Genomic DNA, 15,590 nt, shown 5'->3' with positions numbered 1-15,590 from the left:
CCTTTATTTGTGAGTCTAGCGGCAGATATCGGCCAGCATCGGATCACAGAGCAGCAACAGATCGTCGGTGGCCAGTTCAATGCCAGCCATCCGATCCCCGCTGCTGATATTGACGAAGTCATGGCCCGTGATCGTGTGGTCAAAGATCAGTGGCAAGGGCTGCTTGAGCCCGATAGGGGCGACGGTGCCGATGATTAGGCCGGTAATTTTCTCGACATCGCTGGCATCGGCGCATGTCATCCGACGGCAACCGAACATATCGCGTACCTTGCGCGGGTCTACCTGAGCCGGGCCGGGCACACAGGCCAGGACGTGGAATCCACTCATATCCCTTAGCAGTATCGACTTGACCATCTGCTCGGGGGCAACGCCGCGCTCGCGGGCTGCCTCCTCGATGGTTTTGGCTGGCTGGCGATGGGGAAGAAGGCGGTATTCCACGCCTTCTTGTTCTAAGTAACGGGTGACAGGCGTGATCATTACGCGTCGTCTTCCAGAGAATAAGGCAGGGCTAGACGGTGCCAGATAGCCTCGCTGCCAGCCAGGCGGAAGCGTGTTTCCTCTTCTAGATCGTTCGGCAGGCCGGCCAGCGCAATTGCCTGCCCGTCATTGAAACGGTAGCCAGCAATGATAGTGCCGCCCTTGCGCCAGTTGTCACCGACATTACGATCCAGCGTATCACCGGCCAGCGGTGTGTGATCTGCCGGGCCGCTGAGGATGTACATTGCACGCTTGTTGATGCCGCGGTACTTGGCGCGGGCGACGGTTTCCTGCCCGGTATAGCAGCCTTTTTTGAAGCTGATTGCACCGAGTGCTTGCAGGTTGACGGCTTGGGGAATGAACTCAAGCGCCGTGGCATCGTCGATGCGCGGGATTGCGTGGCGGATGTCGTACAGGTCCCATAGCGCGTCATCGCTCAGGGTGGCCTGTGGTGCAAGCTTCTCTACCAGTGCCTTGGCATGAGTTTGCTCAAGTGCCAATAGCCAGCGCTCGTCGTCGATTTGTACGGCGCTGCCGCCAGTTATGGCACGTACCGCATCGCCGGCACCGAATAGGGCATCAATGGTTTCGGTCGCCTGCGGGCCGGTCAGGCCGAGCAGGACATCGTCACTCTCGGCGATATCGACCTTGGAGAACACGGCGTATTTCTTCAGTTCCGGCAATTGGGTCGCCAGAATGCTGCGGCGCTGGAAGAAACCGTAACCGTCATTGTGGTGGAACAGGCGGAAAACGGTGCGCAGCTTGCCCTTGGCATCACAGTGGCCGCCGAGGGTTGACTGGGCGGCACCAAGGCCAACTACGTCACAGGTAACCTGACCGTGAAGGTATGACTTTTTGTCGTCACCGATCAGGGTAACCAGCGCCCAATTTGCCAAGTCAACCAGTGCCAGTTGAGGCAGGGCGTCGTGGGATGAAAGGGAAAGAGTATCGAACAGGTAGTTTTCAGACCAAGTGCTCATAGGGATTCCAGACTGTAATTGCTGCGGCATGCAGGAATGGGTTTGAAGATATGGTAAAGCGAAGGCTGCAATTTGTCAGCTCTCTGATGACTGCAGTGGTATTGGTGCGGGTTGGCGTGGCGAAAATGGCGCTAAGTTCTCATCTTGGCGCTTTGCTTGCGCTGGCGCATGGTCGAGATGGAGGTGGGCTGCTAGTATTGGCCCTAGCTATATCACTCAGAGACCGGTATCAGCGCTATGCGGTACAGGGCTCAAGGAATACATTTGAGGTTGTTACATGTTGAGTGCAGAAGAAAAAGCACGGGTTAAGTGGGCATGCCGCCGTGGGATGCTAGAGCTGGATGTGATCATTATGCCGTTCTTCGAAGAGTGCTTTGATGCGCTGCCGGAGTCTGAGCAACAGGATTTCATAGCGTTATTGGAATGCGATGATCCTGATCTGTTTACCTGGATGATGCGCCACGGCCGCAGTGACAACCCTGCCCTTGCTGCGATGGTTGACAAGATTGTTGCCCACAACAACAACAAGCTTCGCTGATTTCAGGCTGAGACCTTCCATTTTTTTATTGAGCGCACTGGTAGCCTTGTATGCCGGTGCGTTGTTTTTCTTGGCGTTCTCCTCCCTTCGTAGTGATTTCCCCATTCCGCTTTTCTTGCTGATGTCATGGTGGTTGTGCCATGAGGCTGAGGCCAGGTACATCGACTACAGCCGCTATCGTGGCCGGCTCTGCCTGTACCGTGATGGGACGGTTGGCTGGGCAGGGTACCGTTGGCTGGTTTGTCAGACCAAAATATGCACATCAGTGGTCATCGTGCTTAAGCTGCGTGGCCGAGAGGGGCAGCGTGGCTGGCTGGTGGTCTCCCCGAGTAGTTGTCGTGAACCGGATTACCGGAGTCTGGCGTTATTTTCCCGCTATCTAGTAGCTTCCTGAGTATACGGGCTTTTCTTTTTATCCCTCTGGCACATTCTTTACCTCAAGCTTTTTTGTGCTTGGCCGACATGGTCTCAAAGCCGAATATAAGTCGGTTGCCATTATTTGAGAAGGGAAGTCCGATGAAGATAAAACATAAATTATTGGGATTGACGGCCTTGTCGGTTGTCGCTCTTGTGGCCGTGATGGCGGCAAGCTGGTTGGCCAATGACAGGATTGTTCGGATCAATCAGGCGGTTACCACTGTGAGTGAAATGGAAGTTGCCTTGCTCAACTTACGCCGTAACGAAAAAGATTTTTTGATGCGCGGTGCCTTGAAGTATCGCGAGACGTTCTTGGCTAACTTTGCCAAGTTTCAGCAATTACAGCAGTCGCTCAACCATACACGGGAAGCTCTGGGTATCGCGTTGCCTGAATTGACACCGATGGCGCAGGCAATGGATGAATACCGAAGTGGGATGATGGCGTTGATGGAGGGGTATCAGGTGTTTGGGCTGTTGGCCGAGGAGGGGGTCAAAGGGGCATTCTTGGCGGCGTCGGGCGATCTGATCACTCAGGCTTCTGAACAGCAGTATGCTGTGGTGCCGGTATTTCGGTTGGTGAGTGCGGGCAAGATGCTGGTACTGGCCCCTAGCCAAGCCGCTGCCGACGATTTTAACAGGCAGCTGGAGGATCAATCGGCACAACTTGCTCCTGTTTTGGGGGAGGCCTATGCGAACTACCATCGCAAGGCGCAGGCTGTGCTGGCTCAGTTGGCGGTGATCGGATTGGATCAGAACCACGGTTTGCAGGGGGCGATTCGAAGCCAGTCGCACAAGGCCGAAGCTATTTTTGCTGAACTCAAGCAGCAGCTTGAATCCGAGGTTGTGAAGGCCGAGAAGGCTACGACCGCAACGACGTTGATTGCGGTGCTTATCGTGGTATCGGGGTTGCTGGTGTTGTCGATGGCGATTGGACGTTCGATTCAAGGGCGTCTGGCATCTTTGAGCCAATTGATGGCAGAGATCACGACAAGCCATGATCTGACTCGCCGGGCGTGTGGCGACGGGCAGGATGAGTTGGCTGAGATGGCAAATAATTTCAATTATCTGCTTGCAAGCCTTAGTCAGCTTGTCGGTAATGTGCAGCAGGCGGTTGCCGAGCTGGGGCCGGAATCTCAGTTGCTGTTATCTCGTAGTCAGGAGGCAGGGCATGCTCTGCAGCGCCAGTTGGCGGAGACTGATTCGGTAGCGACGGCCATCACACAGATGGGCGGGACTATCAGGGAGATCGCCAGCAACACCGAAGTGGCGGCAGGCAATGCCGATCGTTGTTACCAAGGGGCCGAAGCGGGATTGGCGGAAGTGAGTGCGACTAAGCATCAGGTTGACGGGCTGTCGCAGGACTTGGCACAGGCGAGTGACGAAGTGGCGAATTTATCTGGGCTATCGGGTGATATTGGTGCCGTGCTTGATGTGATCCGTACGATTGCCGAGCAAACTAACCTGCTGGCGCTCAATGCGGCGATTGAGGCAGCCCGTGCCGGTGAGCAGGGGCGTGGTTTTGCCGTGGTGGCGGATGAGGTCCGCTCTTTGGCGATGCGTACCAGCCAGTCGACCGAGGAAATCACATCGATTATCGAGTCGCTCCAGACCCAGATCGAGCAGGTAGTCACGCACATTGGCCACTGCCGTGAGCTGGGTGAGACGAGTGTTGGTCAGGCCGAAGGGGCCGAGGGCAAAATTCGCCTGATCATGGAGGATATGCAGCAGATTATGGATACCAGTACCCAGATTGCAGCCGCTGTCGAGCAGCAGAGTTTGGTGTCGGACGATATCCGGGCCAATGTGACGGCAATCCGCGATTTGGCCGGAACCAATGTTGCGTTGGTTGAGGACAACGCCGTGGCGGCAAATACGGTTTCGCAGCATGCCGCTGAGTTGGCCGGTGCGATCAGTAATTACCGGGTCTGACAGCGGAGGGGGCCCGCTGCCAGACCTAACCGGATCAGCAGGGCTGATCCGGGGTGAGGATGGTTGGGTGTGGATCACCCGCCGCCTCGGGATAGTCGAGGGTGTAGTGAAGCCCGACGCTTTCTTTTCGCTTCAGGGCGCAGCGGACCATCAGTTCAGCGACGTCGAGTAAGTTTCTCAGTTCGAGCAGGTTGTTGGAGACCCGGAAGTTGCTGTAGTACTCGTGGGTCTCGTCCTTGAGGAGTTGGATCCGGCGCATGGCACGCTCAAGGCGCTTGGTGGTGCGGACAATACCCATGTAGTCCCACATGAACAGGCGAAGCTCGTGCCAGTTGTGCTGGATCACCACTTCTTCGTCGGAGCAGCCGACTTGGCTTTCGTCCCAGCCGGGCAGTTCATCCGGCAGGCTGACACTGTTGATTTGGTCCGCGATGCTCTCGGCCGCCGACCACGCGTAGACCACACATTCGAGCAGTGAGTTGGAAGCCATTCGGTTTGCGCCGTGGAGGCCGGTATAGCTCACTTCACCGATGGCATACAGCCCCTCGAGGTCGGTTTGGCCGCTCTGGTTTACGACCACGCCACCACAGGTGTAGTGCGCCGCTGGCACGATAGGGATCGGCTCTTTGGTGATGTCGATGCCATAAGTCATTAGCTTTTCGTGGATCATCGGGAAATGCTTGCTCACGAAATCAGCAGGCTTGTGGCTGATATCGAGGTACATGCAGTCGGCCCCGAGACGCTTCATTTCAAAGTCGATGGCACGGGCGACGACATCTCGCGGGGCCAGTTCGCCACGTTCGTCGAAGTCGAGCATAAACCGGCTGCCGTCAGGGCGGCGCAGGTAAGCCCCTTCGCCGCGCAGGGCTTCGGTCAGCAGGAAGTTGCGGGCATCGGGGTGGAACAGGCAGGTGGGGTGGAACTGGTTGAACTCGAGGTTGGCCACCCGGCACCCGGCCCGCCAGGCCATGGCAATTCCGTCACCGGAAGAGACATCGGGGTTGGAGGTGTACTGGTAGACCTTCGATGCGCCGCCAGTGGCAAGGACGACAAATTTTGCCCGCACCGTTTCGACAGCTTCGCGGTTGCGGTTCCAGACGTAGGCGCCGAGTACCCGGTTTGGCTGGTGGAGGCGACCTAGCTTCTGGTTGGTGATGAGGTCGAGGGCATTATGGCGCTCGAGGACGGTGATATTGGGGTGCTGGTGGACATTGTCTTGCAGTGAGGTCTGTACCGCCATCCCGGTGGCATCTGCCGCATGGAGGATCCGGCGGTGGCTGTGGCCGCCCTCACGGGTCAGGTGGTAGCGTGGGCTGCCATCGCTGCCGCTACCTTCTTGGTCGAAGGGGACGCCTCCGTCAATCAGCCACTGGACGCAATGCTTGGCATTCTCGGCAATGAATCGCACCACGTCCTCGTCGCACAGGTTGGCCCCGGCAATTTGGGTATCCTCAACATGGGAGTCAACGCTGTCTGACTCGTCGAAGACGGCGGCGATACCGCCTTGCGCGTAATAAGTAGCCCCTTCGCTACGCGGTCCCTTGCTAAGTACGATTACCTTGCCGAGTGGGGCGAGGCGCAGTGCCAGTGAGAGTCCTGCGGCACCACTTCCGATAACAAGCACATCGCATTGATGTTCACGGTTTTCGTTCATCATGATTCCATATCCCTTTGGTAGTGCGGTCATCTTATCAAATTTTGAACAAATTGTTCATTTTTGACTAGGGCTTCACAATTTTGCGGATCTGGCTGGTATAACTGAGAGAGTGAATATCGGTATCGGGCGTTGCCTGTTAAGGCGGGGGCGTCTGTTGGCTTTACCCCTGTGCCGGATTCGCAAATTGTAGCCGTAACAATCAGTTTCGGCTGTTTTGGGTATATAATCCCCCGTATAACCCCCATAGGCGGTACTCGCGGTATCGTCCCAGTCGCGGTGATGTGCAAATTTATTTCGTTCCAGCGGAACTTTATTGTCTGCGCCGGGTCATAAATAGTGCTCACGCTCATACCGTTTTATCCTTCCGTTTGGATTGGACATGGTAAGCTACCTATCAGCAGATTGATGGGATTGCACTGGGTAATTGGCGCAATGATAAGCGAGCCAATAGCGATAAAATGACGAGTGCATTTGATATAGGAGTACACGCTCGGATGAGCGAGCAGCAAACTGATCAGGTATTAATTGAGCGGGTACAGCGCGGCGACAAACAGGCATTCAACTTGCTGGTGATGAAATACCAGAACAAGGTGTGCAACCTTGTTGCCCGGTATGTGAACAACCCCGGCGATGTGCCGGATGTTGCTCAGGAGGCATTTATCAAAGCTTACCGGGCGTTGCCGACGTTCCGGGGAGAGAGTGCCTTCTATACATGGCTGTACCGCATAGCCGTTAATACGGCGAAGAACTACTTGGTTGCTCAGGGACGTCGCCCGCCGGCCTCGGATGTTGATGCCGAAGAGGCTGAATATTATGAGTCGGGCAATGCGTTGAAAGAAATTTCGAACCCTGAGAGCCAGATGTTGTCAGATGAATTGAAGCGGGTTGTTTTTAGTACCATCGAAGGATTGCCTGATGACTTGAAGACGGCGATTACCCTGCGAGAGCTGGAAGGCTTGAGCTACGAGGAGATCGCAGAAGTTATGGACTGTCCGGTGGGAACGGTACGATCACGAATTTTCCGGGCGCGGGAGGCGGTTGAAAAACGCATCCGTCCTCTTATGCAGCGCTAGTGTTAGGCCAAACGGTGAAAAAGATGGCTGATAAAGAAAAAATCTCCGCGTTATTAGATGGCGAAGAGCTAGATCAGAGCATTATCAATGCATTGGCAGTCGATGAAGACAGCCAGCAAACCTGGCAGCATTTCAACCTCGTTGGGGATGTGATGCGCGGGGAGGCACCGAACAGCAAGGATTGGGACATCGCGGCAAGGGTAGCACTGGCACTGGAAGATGAGCCAGCGCATACCGGTACGGCTCCTCTGGTCAGCGAGCCGGCACCAGTGGTCGAACTGGCAGCGGCGCGCGAGGCGCGTATTGAATCCCAGCCAACGCCACAGCAAGCCAAGCGCTTTATGCCAGCCTGGCTGACCCAGCTGGGTCAGGTCGCGGTGGCTGCAAGCGTGTCGCTGGCGGTGATTGTCGGGGTGCAGCAATACAATGGTAGCGATGACGGCCTGGTGCCGACAGCCGATACCCAGCTTCCTGTACTGGAGACCATTCCGTTTTCAGGCACCGCCGAGCCGGTGAGCCTGACGCGAGATTCTGTGCGCACAAGCCACCATACCGGCCCGAGCGAAGAGCAGGTGATGGAACAGCGTCGCCGGATCAACGCCATGTTGCAGGATTATGAATTGCAGCTGCGTTTGAATGCTGAAGACGGTAGTATTGACCGTTCGTTGCTTGAATCGAATTAATGGCGGGGAAATGAAGAAATTACTGGTCGGTGTGATGACACTGGTCAGCCTTGCGATGCCATATCAAGCCTCTGCTGAAGAGCCTGTCGCTTCAGCAGAGGCTTTGTTGCATCAAATGGATGAGGCTAGCCGCGAGCTCAGTTATGAGCTGTCGTACATCCTAATCAAGAAAAACAGTATTGAGCCTCTACGTTACCGGCACGCGCTGGAAGAGGGGGAAACCTATGCCCATTTGGTCTATCTCAGCGGCCCGCCGCGCGAGGTGATCCAGCGCGGCAACGAAGTGAGTTACTTCGAGCCGGGCCTGGAGCCTTTTACGATTGACAGCAACAAGATGGTTGCCCCGCTGCCGCCGATCATGCGCAGCGATATCCATGAGCTGTCAGGATATTATGATTTTATCTCGATGGGTCGGGCCCGCGAGGCCGGCGTTGCCTGTGATGTGGTTCGAATTGCGCCCAAAGACGGTGCCCGCTACTCCTATTTGTTGTGGATTGATACCCGCAGCAAGCTGGTAATGCGAGCCGACCTGCTGGACCGCGACGGCGAGCCGCTCGAGCAGTACCGTGCCGTATCGTACGTGATCAACCCGAAAGTCGCTGATGTCCTGAAAAGCCTCAAGAACGTCGAGTTGCCGGCGGTGGTGCAGTTGCCGCCCCAGCCGCAGGCCGATCTGAACTGGAAGGTCAGTTGGCTGCCGCGTGGCTTTGAGTCGGTGTCGCGCAACCGCCATCGTTTGATGATGACCGACCGACCGGTTGAGAGCAAAATGTTCAGCGACGGTTTGTTCAGCTTCTCGATTTATATCTCGGCGGCTGACAACTTCACCGTGCGCGAACAGTTGGTGCGCCAGGGACGCCGTACCTTGCATAGCTACCTGATCAAAGACAAAGAAGTGACCGTGGTGGGAGATATTCCCCCGGCGACGGCACGGCGCGTTGCCGAGTCGGTTGTATTTGCGCATGGCGGGAGCAATGAGCAATGATGCGTTCGCTGGCTACCGTGGTCGCTGTCGAGCGCGGAAGTATTACCGTTAGCTGCCAGCAGCAAACCAGCTGTGGCAGCTGCGCCTCGCGCGATAGCTGCGGGACAGGCTTGGTCAGCAAGGCACTGCCTGGCCGCCGTCATGAGCTGACCATCGCAACCAAGCTCAAGGCCAACGTCGGGGATACTGTTGAAATCGGCCTTGCCGAGCGTAGTATGTTGACTTCTGCTTTGCTGGTCTATGTCTTGCCTCTGCTATGCTTAGTGCTGGGTGCTATCTTTGGTCAGTGGTGGTTTGTGTCGCTGAGCGGTGGCGGAGAGCTTGGGGTGATAGCCTCGGCGTTTGCCTTTGCCGGCGGCGGATTGTGGCTGGCTCGCCGCTATGCTCGTCGTCTTGAAGGGCAGTCGGCCTATCAGCCAACACTTGTACGGGTGCTAGGTAGCCCTGTTTCAGACAATCTGATAACAAATGCTGCAGCGAAGGATAGCGACTAGCGGCGAAATTCGGTAGAATCCGTCAACTTGATCTATTGATCCCATTCATTTAATCACGAGTTAGTCACGCCAATTCATGAAGCACATTCGTAACTTTTCGATTATTGCACATATCGACCATGGTAAATCGACCTTATCTGACCGCTTGATCCAAGTTTGCGGTGGCCTTTCCGATCGCGAAATGGCAGCCCAGGTTCTCGATTCCATGGACCTTGAACGTGAACGCGGTATTACTATTAAGGCCCAGAGCGTGACGCTCGATTACACGGCCAAAGATGGTGAAACCTACCAGTTGAACTTTATCGACACCCCAGGACACGTTGACTTCTCGTACGAAGTATCGCGTTCACTGGCGGCCTGTGAAGGTGCGCTGTTGGTGGTGGATGCCGGTCAGGGCGTAGAAGCACAGACACTGGCAAACTGTTACACCGCGATTGAAATGGATCTGGAAGTCGTACCGATCCTGAACAAGATTGACCTGCCAGCCGCCGACCCTGAGCGCGTGGCCGAGGAAATCGAAGAGATCGTCGGTATCGATGCGATGGAAGCTACCCGTTGTTCGGCCAAGACTGGCTTGGGCGTTGACGACGTGCTTGAGAACATCGTGTCGGCGATCCCAGCGCCAGAAGGCGATGCTGATGCGCCGCTGCAGGCGCTGATCATTGACTCATGGTTCGATAACTACCTGGGTGTTGTCTCTCTGGTTCGTATCAAGAACGGCGTACTGAAGAAGAACGACAAGATCAAGGTAATGAGCACCGGCCAGACTTGGGGCGTAGACCGTCTGGGTATCTTTACCCCGAAACAGGTCGATAAAGACGTCTTGCGTACGGGCGAAGTTGGCTGGGTAGTGTGTGGCATCAAGGACATCCTTGGCGCGCCAGTGGGTGATACCCTGACCCATTCTAAAAACGGCTGTGAAAAACCATTGCCAGGCTTCCAGAAAGTGAAGCCGCAGGTATATGCGGGTCTGTTCCCTGTATCATCAGACGATTACGAGAACTTCCGTGATGCACTTGGCAAGCTGAGCCTGAACGATGCGTCGTTGTTCTACGAGCCAGAAAGCTCGGCGGCACTGGGCTTTGGCTTCCGCTGTGGTTTCCTTGGCATGCTGCACATGGAAATCATCCAGGAGCGTCTGGAGCGTGAATACGACCTTGACCTGATCACCACGGCACCGACCGTAGTGTACGAGGTGAAGAAAACCGACGGTACGACTATGTATGTCGACAGCCCGGCAAAACTGCCTGCTGTCAACGACATCGAGGTTGTCGGCGAGCCGATTGCCCGCTGTAATATCCTTGTACCGAGTGATTACCTAGGTAACGTTATTACCCTGTGTGTCGAGAAACGCGGTATGCAGGTTGACATGGTTTACCACGGTAACCAGGTTGCCCTGACTTACGATATTCCGATGTCTGAAGTGGTGCTTGATTTCTTCGACCGCCTGAAGTCGACATCCCGTGGCTACGCGTCACTGGATTATAACTTCCAGCGTTACGAAGAGTCTGACATGGTACGTGTTGATATCCTGCTTAACGGCGACCGCGTCGATGCGCTGGCTATCATTACCCACAAAGACAACGCTCAGCACCGTGGCCGCGACTTGGTTGAGAAGATGAAGGAATTCATCCCTCGCCAGATGTTCGACATCGCGATTCAGGCTGCCATCGGCAACCACATCATTGCCCGTTCAACCGTGAAGCAGCTGCGTAAGAACGTAATTGCGAAATGTTACGGCGGTGACGTGAGCCGTAAGAAGAAACTTCTGCAGAAGCAGAAGGAAGGTAAGAAGCGTATGAAGCAGATCGGTAACGTTGAGCTGCCTCAAGAAGCATTCTTGGCCATTCTTCATGTTGGCAAAGACAAATAATCAGTAACCTCTTGTTCCTGGCGAGCGGGATAGTAGCGAGTGCGACTATTTTTGCTGACCGGTAACAACTGGCAATGCAGCGGGCTGGTCTTGCTGCATTGTTTTATCAAGCGGCGGGCAAAGCTCGCCCTTGGTAGTTCATTGAGTAGGGATAAATATGGCTAATACTTTTTCGCTTATTTTGGTACTGGCGACGCTGGTCACCGGGATCATCTGGGCACTGGACAAATTTGTCTGGGCGCCTAAACGTCAATTGAAAATTCAAGCGGCGGCGGCGAATGCCGGCGATCAGGTGGATGCTGAAACCCTACAGCGTGTTGCACCGCAACCGAGCTGGGTCGAGTCGACCAGTTCAATGTTTCCGGTGATCGCGTTAATTATGGTATTTCGCTCATTTATTTATGAGCCGTTCCAGATCCCATCCGGTTCGATGATGCCAACCTTGCTGGTTGGTGATTTCATCCTGGTTGAGAAGTTTGCCTATGGCCTGAAAGACCCGGTTTTCCGCCATCAGTTGGTTGAAACTGGCAAGCCTGAGCGTGGTGATGTGGTGGTGTTTAAATTTCCGCCGCAGCCAAGCGTCGACTACATTAAACGTGTAGTGGGCATGCCGGGTGATACCGTGCGCTACAGCGACCATAAGCAAATTTGCATTGCCCCGAAAGGTGCGAGCGAATGCAAGCCAGTGTCGTTGTTCGATATGACTGACAGTGAATTTAGCCAGGGCATGACCCGCTTGGTGCAGTTTAACGAGCAGCTGGGTAAACATGATCACCAGATCTTGATCAACCCGCTCAAACGTGACCGTACCATGATGTATCAGCCGCGTCCTGGTGTGAATGAATGGGTCGTACCCGAAGGCCAGTACTTCGTGATGGGCGACAACCGTGATAACAGTGCAGATAGCCGTTACTGGGGCTTTGTCCCAGAGGCCAATCTGGTCGGTAAAGCGGTCGGGATCTGGATCAGCTTTGAGTTTGAACGAGGTGCTGACAGTGCACTTCCATCTTGGATTCCTACCGGTGTGCGTTTCAGTCGCATCGGTGGCATAAACTGATCGGGAAAAAATGACCACTCCTGCTAACAGACTACAGCGCAAGCTGGGTTACCAATTTAATAATCTGGATTTATTGACCTTGGCACTGACACACCGCAGTGCCAACGGGACACACAACGAGCGCCTTGAGTTTCTGGGCGATTCGATTCTGAGCTTTGTGATCGCAGACGATCTCTATCACCGTTTCCCTAAAGTGGACGAAGGTGACATGAGCCGGATGCGTGCCACACTGGTGCGAGGCAAGACACTGGCTGAATTGGGCCGTGAGTTTGATCTTGGTGACCACTTGCTGCTGGGGCCGGGCGAGCTGAAGAGTGGCGGTTTCCGCCGTGATTCGATTCTGGCTGACTGTGTCGAGGCGATCATCGGTGCAATTTATCTTGATAGCGATATCGAGATGGTGCGTAAAATCGTGCTGAAGTGGTACCAGAGCCGCCTAGAGACGATCAAGCCGGGTATCAACCAGAAAGATCCTAAGACCCGTTTGCAGGAATGCCTGCAGGGTCGTCGCCAACCGTTGCCTGCGTATGTTGTTACCAAGGTGCACGGCGAAGCGCATAACCAGGAATTTACGGTGCAGTGTGAAGTGGCAGGGCTGGATGCGCCTGTTATCGGTAAGGGCGGCAGCCGGCGCAAGGCAGAGCAGGCAGCAGCAGAACTGGCACTTAAGCAGTTAGAATCATGACAGACAAGACACATTGCGGCTTCATTGCCATTGTAGGCCGACCGAATGTGGGCAAATCGACCCTTCTCAACCGCTTGGTTGGCCAGAAGCTGTCGATTACCTCGCGCAAGCCACAGACGACCCGCCACCGCATCATGGGTGTTGATACCCGTGACGGCTACCAGGCGGTATATGTGGATACCCCGGGCCTGCACATCGAAGAGAAGCGTACCATCAACCGTTTGATGAACCGTGCGGCGAGCAGCTCGCTGACCGATGTTGAGTTGGTATTGTTCCTTGTCGACGGCACCATGTGGACTGCGGATGACGAGATGGTACTCAACAAGCTGGCCAAGTCCCAGCTGCCGACAGTACTGCTGGTCAACAAGGTCGACAATGTGAAAGAGAAGTACGATCTGTTCCCGCACCTTCAGGAGCTGGCGAGCAAGATGGACTTCGTCGATGTCGTACCGGTATCGGCCAAGCACGGCACCAACATTGATGCCGTCGAGAAGATTGTGCGCAAGCACCTGCCGGAAGGCCAGTTCTACTTCCCCGAGGAGTACGTGACCGACCGTTCGCAGCGCTTCATGGCGTCGGAGATCATCCGTGAGAAGCTAATGCGCTTCACCGGTGACGAGCTGCCGTATTCGGTAACCGTTGAGATCGAGCGTTTCGACTACAACCCGGATACCGATGGTTTTGATATCAACGGCCTGATCCTGGTTGAGCGTAATGGCCAGAAGAAGATGGTGATCGGCAAGGGCGGCGAGAAGATCAAGACTATCGGCCGCGAGGCCCGTCTTGATATGGAAGATCTGTTCGAGCGCAAGGTCTACCTCGAGCTATGGGTGAAAGTGAAGTCCGGCTGGGCCGATGACGAGCGAGCACTGCGTAGCCTAGGCTATATTGACGATCTATAAGGGCCGTAATGGAAGGGCTACAGCGTTGTTTTGTCCTCCATTCTCGTCCCTATAGTGAGACGAGCCTGATCCTCGATGTCTTCAGCGAGGATGCAGGCCGTCTTACTCTCCTGTCAAAAGGGGCGCGGCGCAAGCGTTCCAACCTCAAAGGGGCACTCCAGCCTTTTACCCCCCTGTTTATGAAATGGTCCGGCAAAGGCTCAATGCCGGTGCTGACCCATGCCGAGCCTATCAGTATCGGGCTGCCGATGCGCAGCTATATCCTCTATTCGGCGATGTACGTCAACGAGCTGTTGGCGCGGGTTGTCGAGCCCAATACCCCTTATCAGGTGCTGTTTCTGGATTACCTGAACGTGCTGCGCGAGCTGGCACAGGCAGAGAATCCAGAGCCCGCATTGCGCCGTTTTGAGCTGGCACTGCTGGATCATCTTGGCTATGGTGTGGACTTCTTCCATTGCGCGGGTAGTGGCCTGCCGGTGGACGATACCATGACGTATAACTACCGGGAGCAGCGTGGCTTTATTGCGTCGCTGACCATCGGCCAGCTGACTTTCACCGGTGAACAACTTAAGGCGATAGCCGCACGGCGGTTCGAAACCCCAGAGCAGCTCAGGGCTGCCAAGCGTTTCACCCGTATCGCCCTTAAGCCATTTCTTGGCGGCAAGCCATTAAAAAGCAGGGAATTGTTTATCCCTAGAGGAAGGAGTACCGGAAAATGAACAACATCTTACTCGGCGTGAATATTGACCACATTGCCACATTGCGAAATGCCCGCGGGACGCGCTACCCGGATCCGGTTCATGCCGCAGAAGTCGCCGAGCGTGCAGGTGCGGACGGTATTACCATCCATTTGCGCGAGGACCGCCGCCATATCAAGGATCGCGACGTCCGTATCCTGCGCGAGACCATCCAGACCCGGATGAACCTCGAAATGGCCGTGACTGATGAGATGGTGCAGATTGCCCTTGAAACTCAGCCTGAGTTTGTTTGTCTGGTGCCGGAAAAGCGCGAGGAGCTGACAACGGAAGGCGGTCTGGATGTTGCCGGGCAGTTGGACAAGGTCAAGGCGGCTACCGAGGCGTTGTCTGCTGCCGGGATCAAGGTGTCGTTGTTCATTGATGCCGACCGAGGCCAGATTGATGCGGCTGTGGCCTGTGGCGCGCCGTTTATCGAGTTGCACACCGGCCATTATGCCGATGCCGAGACCGAGGAAGAGCAGCAGGCCGAACTTAAGAAAATTGCGGCCGCGGCGAGTTATGCCCATGACAAGGGGATCAAGGTCAATGCCGGTCACGGCCTGACGTACCATAACGTCAAGCCGATCGCAGCTCTGCCTGAGTTGTACGAGCTGAATATCGGCCACTCGATCATCGGCCGTGCGGTGTTCGACGGTCTGGACAAAGCGGTTGCCGACATGAAGGCAATCATGCTGGATGCCCGTCGCTAATGGCAATTGTCGGATTGGGCACGGATATCGCCGATATTGAGCGGGTGACCAAGGTGTATGCCCGTAGTGGCGATGCGTTCGCCGAGCGTGTATTGGCCCCCTCTGAATTGGCGATCTTCCACTCCCTGAAATTGAAAGAGCGCTATTTGGCCAAGCGGTTTGCTGTCAAGGAGGCCGGAGCCAAGGCGATCGGTACGGGTATCGCCTGTGGCGTGAGCTTTCAGGATTTTACCGTGAGCAATGACGAATACGGCAAGCCGGTACTGGCATTGTCAGGCAAGGCTGCCGAGCTGGCGGCGCAGATGGGGGTGAACCATGTTCATTTGACCATTGCCGACGAGAAGAAATACGCGGTTGCGACCGTGATCCTAGAGCGCTAGTCTGGGGTTAAAT

17 protein-coding genes are annotated in these 15,590 nt (G+C 55.4%); 14 read left to right on the top strand and 3 right to left on the bottom strand.

Annotated features, from left to right (window positions below):
• Window positions 1–15: 15 nt before the first annotated feature.
• Window positions 16–477: an aminoacyl-tRNA deacylase gene (locus tag ABT56_RS07885; RefSeq protein ID WP_047878332.1), complete on the bottom strand. Its 462-nt coding sequence runs from the start codon at window positions 475–477 to the stop codon at window positions 16–18.
• The gene (gene ygfZ / locus ABT56_RS07880) at window positions 477–1,457 is read right to left on the bottom strand and encodes a tRNA-modifying protein YgfZ (protein WP_047878331.1); all 981 of its coding nucleotides are present in this window, start codon (window positions 1,455–1,457) and stop codon (window positions 477–479) included. Before ygfZ ends, ABT56_RS07885 begins: the two co-directional genes overlap by 1 nt.
• 277 nt (window positions 1,458–1,734) lie before the next feature.
• Here ygfZ and ABT56_RS07870 point away from each other — a divergent pair, with 277 nt between their 5' ends.
• The 3 genes from ABT56_RS07870 (at window position 1,735) to ABT56_RS07865 (ending at window position 4,341) form a co-directional block, all read left to right on the top strand.
• A complete protein-coding gene (locus ABT56_RS07870) occupies window positions 1,735–1,995 on the top strand; it encodes an FAD assembly factor SdhE (RefSeq protein WP_047878329.1) in 261 nt (86 codons plus the stop codon).
• A gap of 28 nt (window positions 1,996–2,023) precedes the next feature.
• The gene (locus ABT56_RS23885; RefSeq protein ID WP_157037801.1) at window positions 2,024–2,389 is read left to right on the top strand and encodes a protein YgfX; all 366 of its coding nucleotides are present in this window, start codon (window positions 2,024–2,026) and stop codon (window positions 2,387–2,389) included.
• 122 nt (window positions 2,390–2,511) lie between these two features.
• Window positions 2,512–4,341 (top strand): methyl-accepting chemotaxis protein, encoded by a 1,830-nt coding sequence (locus tag ABT56_RS07865; RefSeq protein ID WP_047878328.1) that lies wholly within the window; start codon window positions 2,512–2,514, stop codon window positions 4,339–4,341.
• A gap of 34 nt (window positions 4,342–4,375) precedes the next feature.
• Here ABT56_RS07865 and nadB read toward each other — a convergent pair whose 3' ends face one another.
• On the bottom strand, window positions 4,376–5,995 hold the full coding sequence (gene nadB / locus ABT56_RS07860; protein ID WP_047878327.1) for an L-aspartate oxidase: 1,620 nt from the start codon (window positions 5,993–5,995) through the stop codon (window positions 4,376–4,378).
• 497 nt (window positions 5,996–6,492) lie between these two features.
• On the opposite strand from nadB, the gene rpoE reads away from it, so the two are divergent.
• The 11 genes from rpoE to acpS all read left to right on the top strand — a co-directional run bounded on the left by rpoE (window position 6,493) and on the right by acpS (window position 15,577).
• A complete protein-coding gene (gene rpoE / locus ABT56_RS07850) occupies window positions 6,493–7,071 on the top strand; it encodes an RNA polymerase sigma factor RpoE (RefSeq protein WP_047878325.1) in 579 nt (192 codons plus the stop codon).
• Window positions 7,072–7,094: 23 nt separating this feature from the next.
• Window positions 7,095–7,754 (top strand): RseA family anti-sigma factor, encoded by a 660-nt coding sequence (locus tag ABT56_RS07845; RefSeq protein WP_047878356.1) that lies wholly within the window; start codon window positions 7,095–7,097, stop codon window positions 7,752–7,754.
• 10 nt (window positions 7,755–7,764) lie between these two features.
• Window positions 7,765–8,739, top strand: a complete 975-nt coding sequence (rseB, locus tag ABT56_RS07840) for a sigma-E factor regulatory protein RseB (RefSeq protein ID WP_047878324.1) — start codon at window positions 7,765–7,767, stop codon at window positions 8,737–8,739.
• Entirely contained in the window at window positions 8,736–9,233 is a 498-nt protein-coding gene (locus ABT56_RS07835) for a SoxR reducing system RseC family protein (protein ID WP_047878323.1), read from the top strand. The genes rseB and ABT56_RS07835 overlap by 4 nt, the downstream gene beginning before the upstream one ends.
• A gap of 76 nt (window positions 9,234–9,309) precedes the next feature.
• Window positions 9,310–11,106, top strand: a complete 1,797-nt coding sequence (lepA, locus tag ABT56_RS07830; RefSeq protein WP_047878322.1) for a translation elongation factor 4 — start codon at window positions 9,310–9,312, stop codon at window positions 11,104–11,106.
• Between the two features lie 157 nt (window positions 11,107–11,263).
• The gene (gene lepB / locus ABT56_RS07825) at window positions 11,264–12,163 is read left to right on the top strand and encodes a signal peptidase I (protein WP_047878321.1); all 900 of its coding nucleotides are present in this window, start codon (window positions 11,264–11,266) and stop codon (window positions 12,161–12,163) included.
• Between the two features lie 10 nt (window positions 12,164–12,173).
• The gene (gene rnc / locus ABT56_RS07820) at window positions 12,174–12,848 is read left to right on the top strand and encodes a ribonuclease III (RefSeq protein WP_047878320.1); all 675 of its coding nucleotides are present in this window, start codon (window positions 12,174–12,176) and stop codon (window positions 12,846–12,848) included.
• Window positions 12,845–13,750, top strand: a complete 906-nt coding sequence (era, locus tag ABT56_RS07815; protein ID WP_047878319.1) for a GTPase Era — start codon at window positions 12,845–12,847, stop codon at window positions 13,748–13,750. The genes rnc and era overlap by 4 nt, the downstream gene beginning before the upstream one ends.
• A gap of 8 nt (window positions 13,751–13,758) precedes the next feature.
• The gene (gene recO / locus ABT56_RS07810; protein ID WP_047878318.1) at window positions 13,759–14,469 is read left to right on the top strand and encodes a DNA repair protein RecO; all 711 of its coding nucleotides are present in this window, start codon (window positions 13,759–13,761) and stop codon (window positions 14,467–14,469) included.
• The gene (pdxJ, locus tag ABT56_RS07805; protein WP_047878317.1) at window positions 14,466–15,197 is read left to right on the top strand and encodes a pyridoxine 5'-phosphate synthase; all 732 of its coding nucleotides are present in this window, start codon (window positions 14,466–14,468) and stop codon (window positions 15,195–15,197) included. The genes recO and pdxJ overlap by 4 nt, the downstream gene beginning before the upstream one ends.
• Window positions 15,197–15,577 (top strand): holo-ACP synthase, encoded by a 381-nt coding sequence (acpS, locus tag ABT56_RS07800; protein WP_047878316.1) that lies wholly within the window; start codon window positions 15,197–15,199, stop codon window positions 15,575–15,577. Before pdxJ ends, acpS begins: the two co-directional genes overlap by 1 nt.
• The last annotated feature ends 13 nt before the right edge of the window (window positions 15,578–15,590 follow it).

The sequence above is a fragment of the Photobacterium aquae genome, assembly GCF_001029445.1.
In the GTDB taxonomy this organism is placed as follows: domain Bacteria; phylum Pseudomonadota; class Gammaproteobacteria; order Enterobacterales; family Vibrionaceae; genus Photobacterium; species Photobacterium aquae.
The sequence above is the reverse complement of the archived record's forward strand: the minus strand, read 5'-3'. Positions and strand labels throughout refer to the sequence as shown.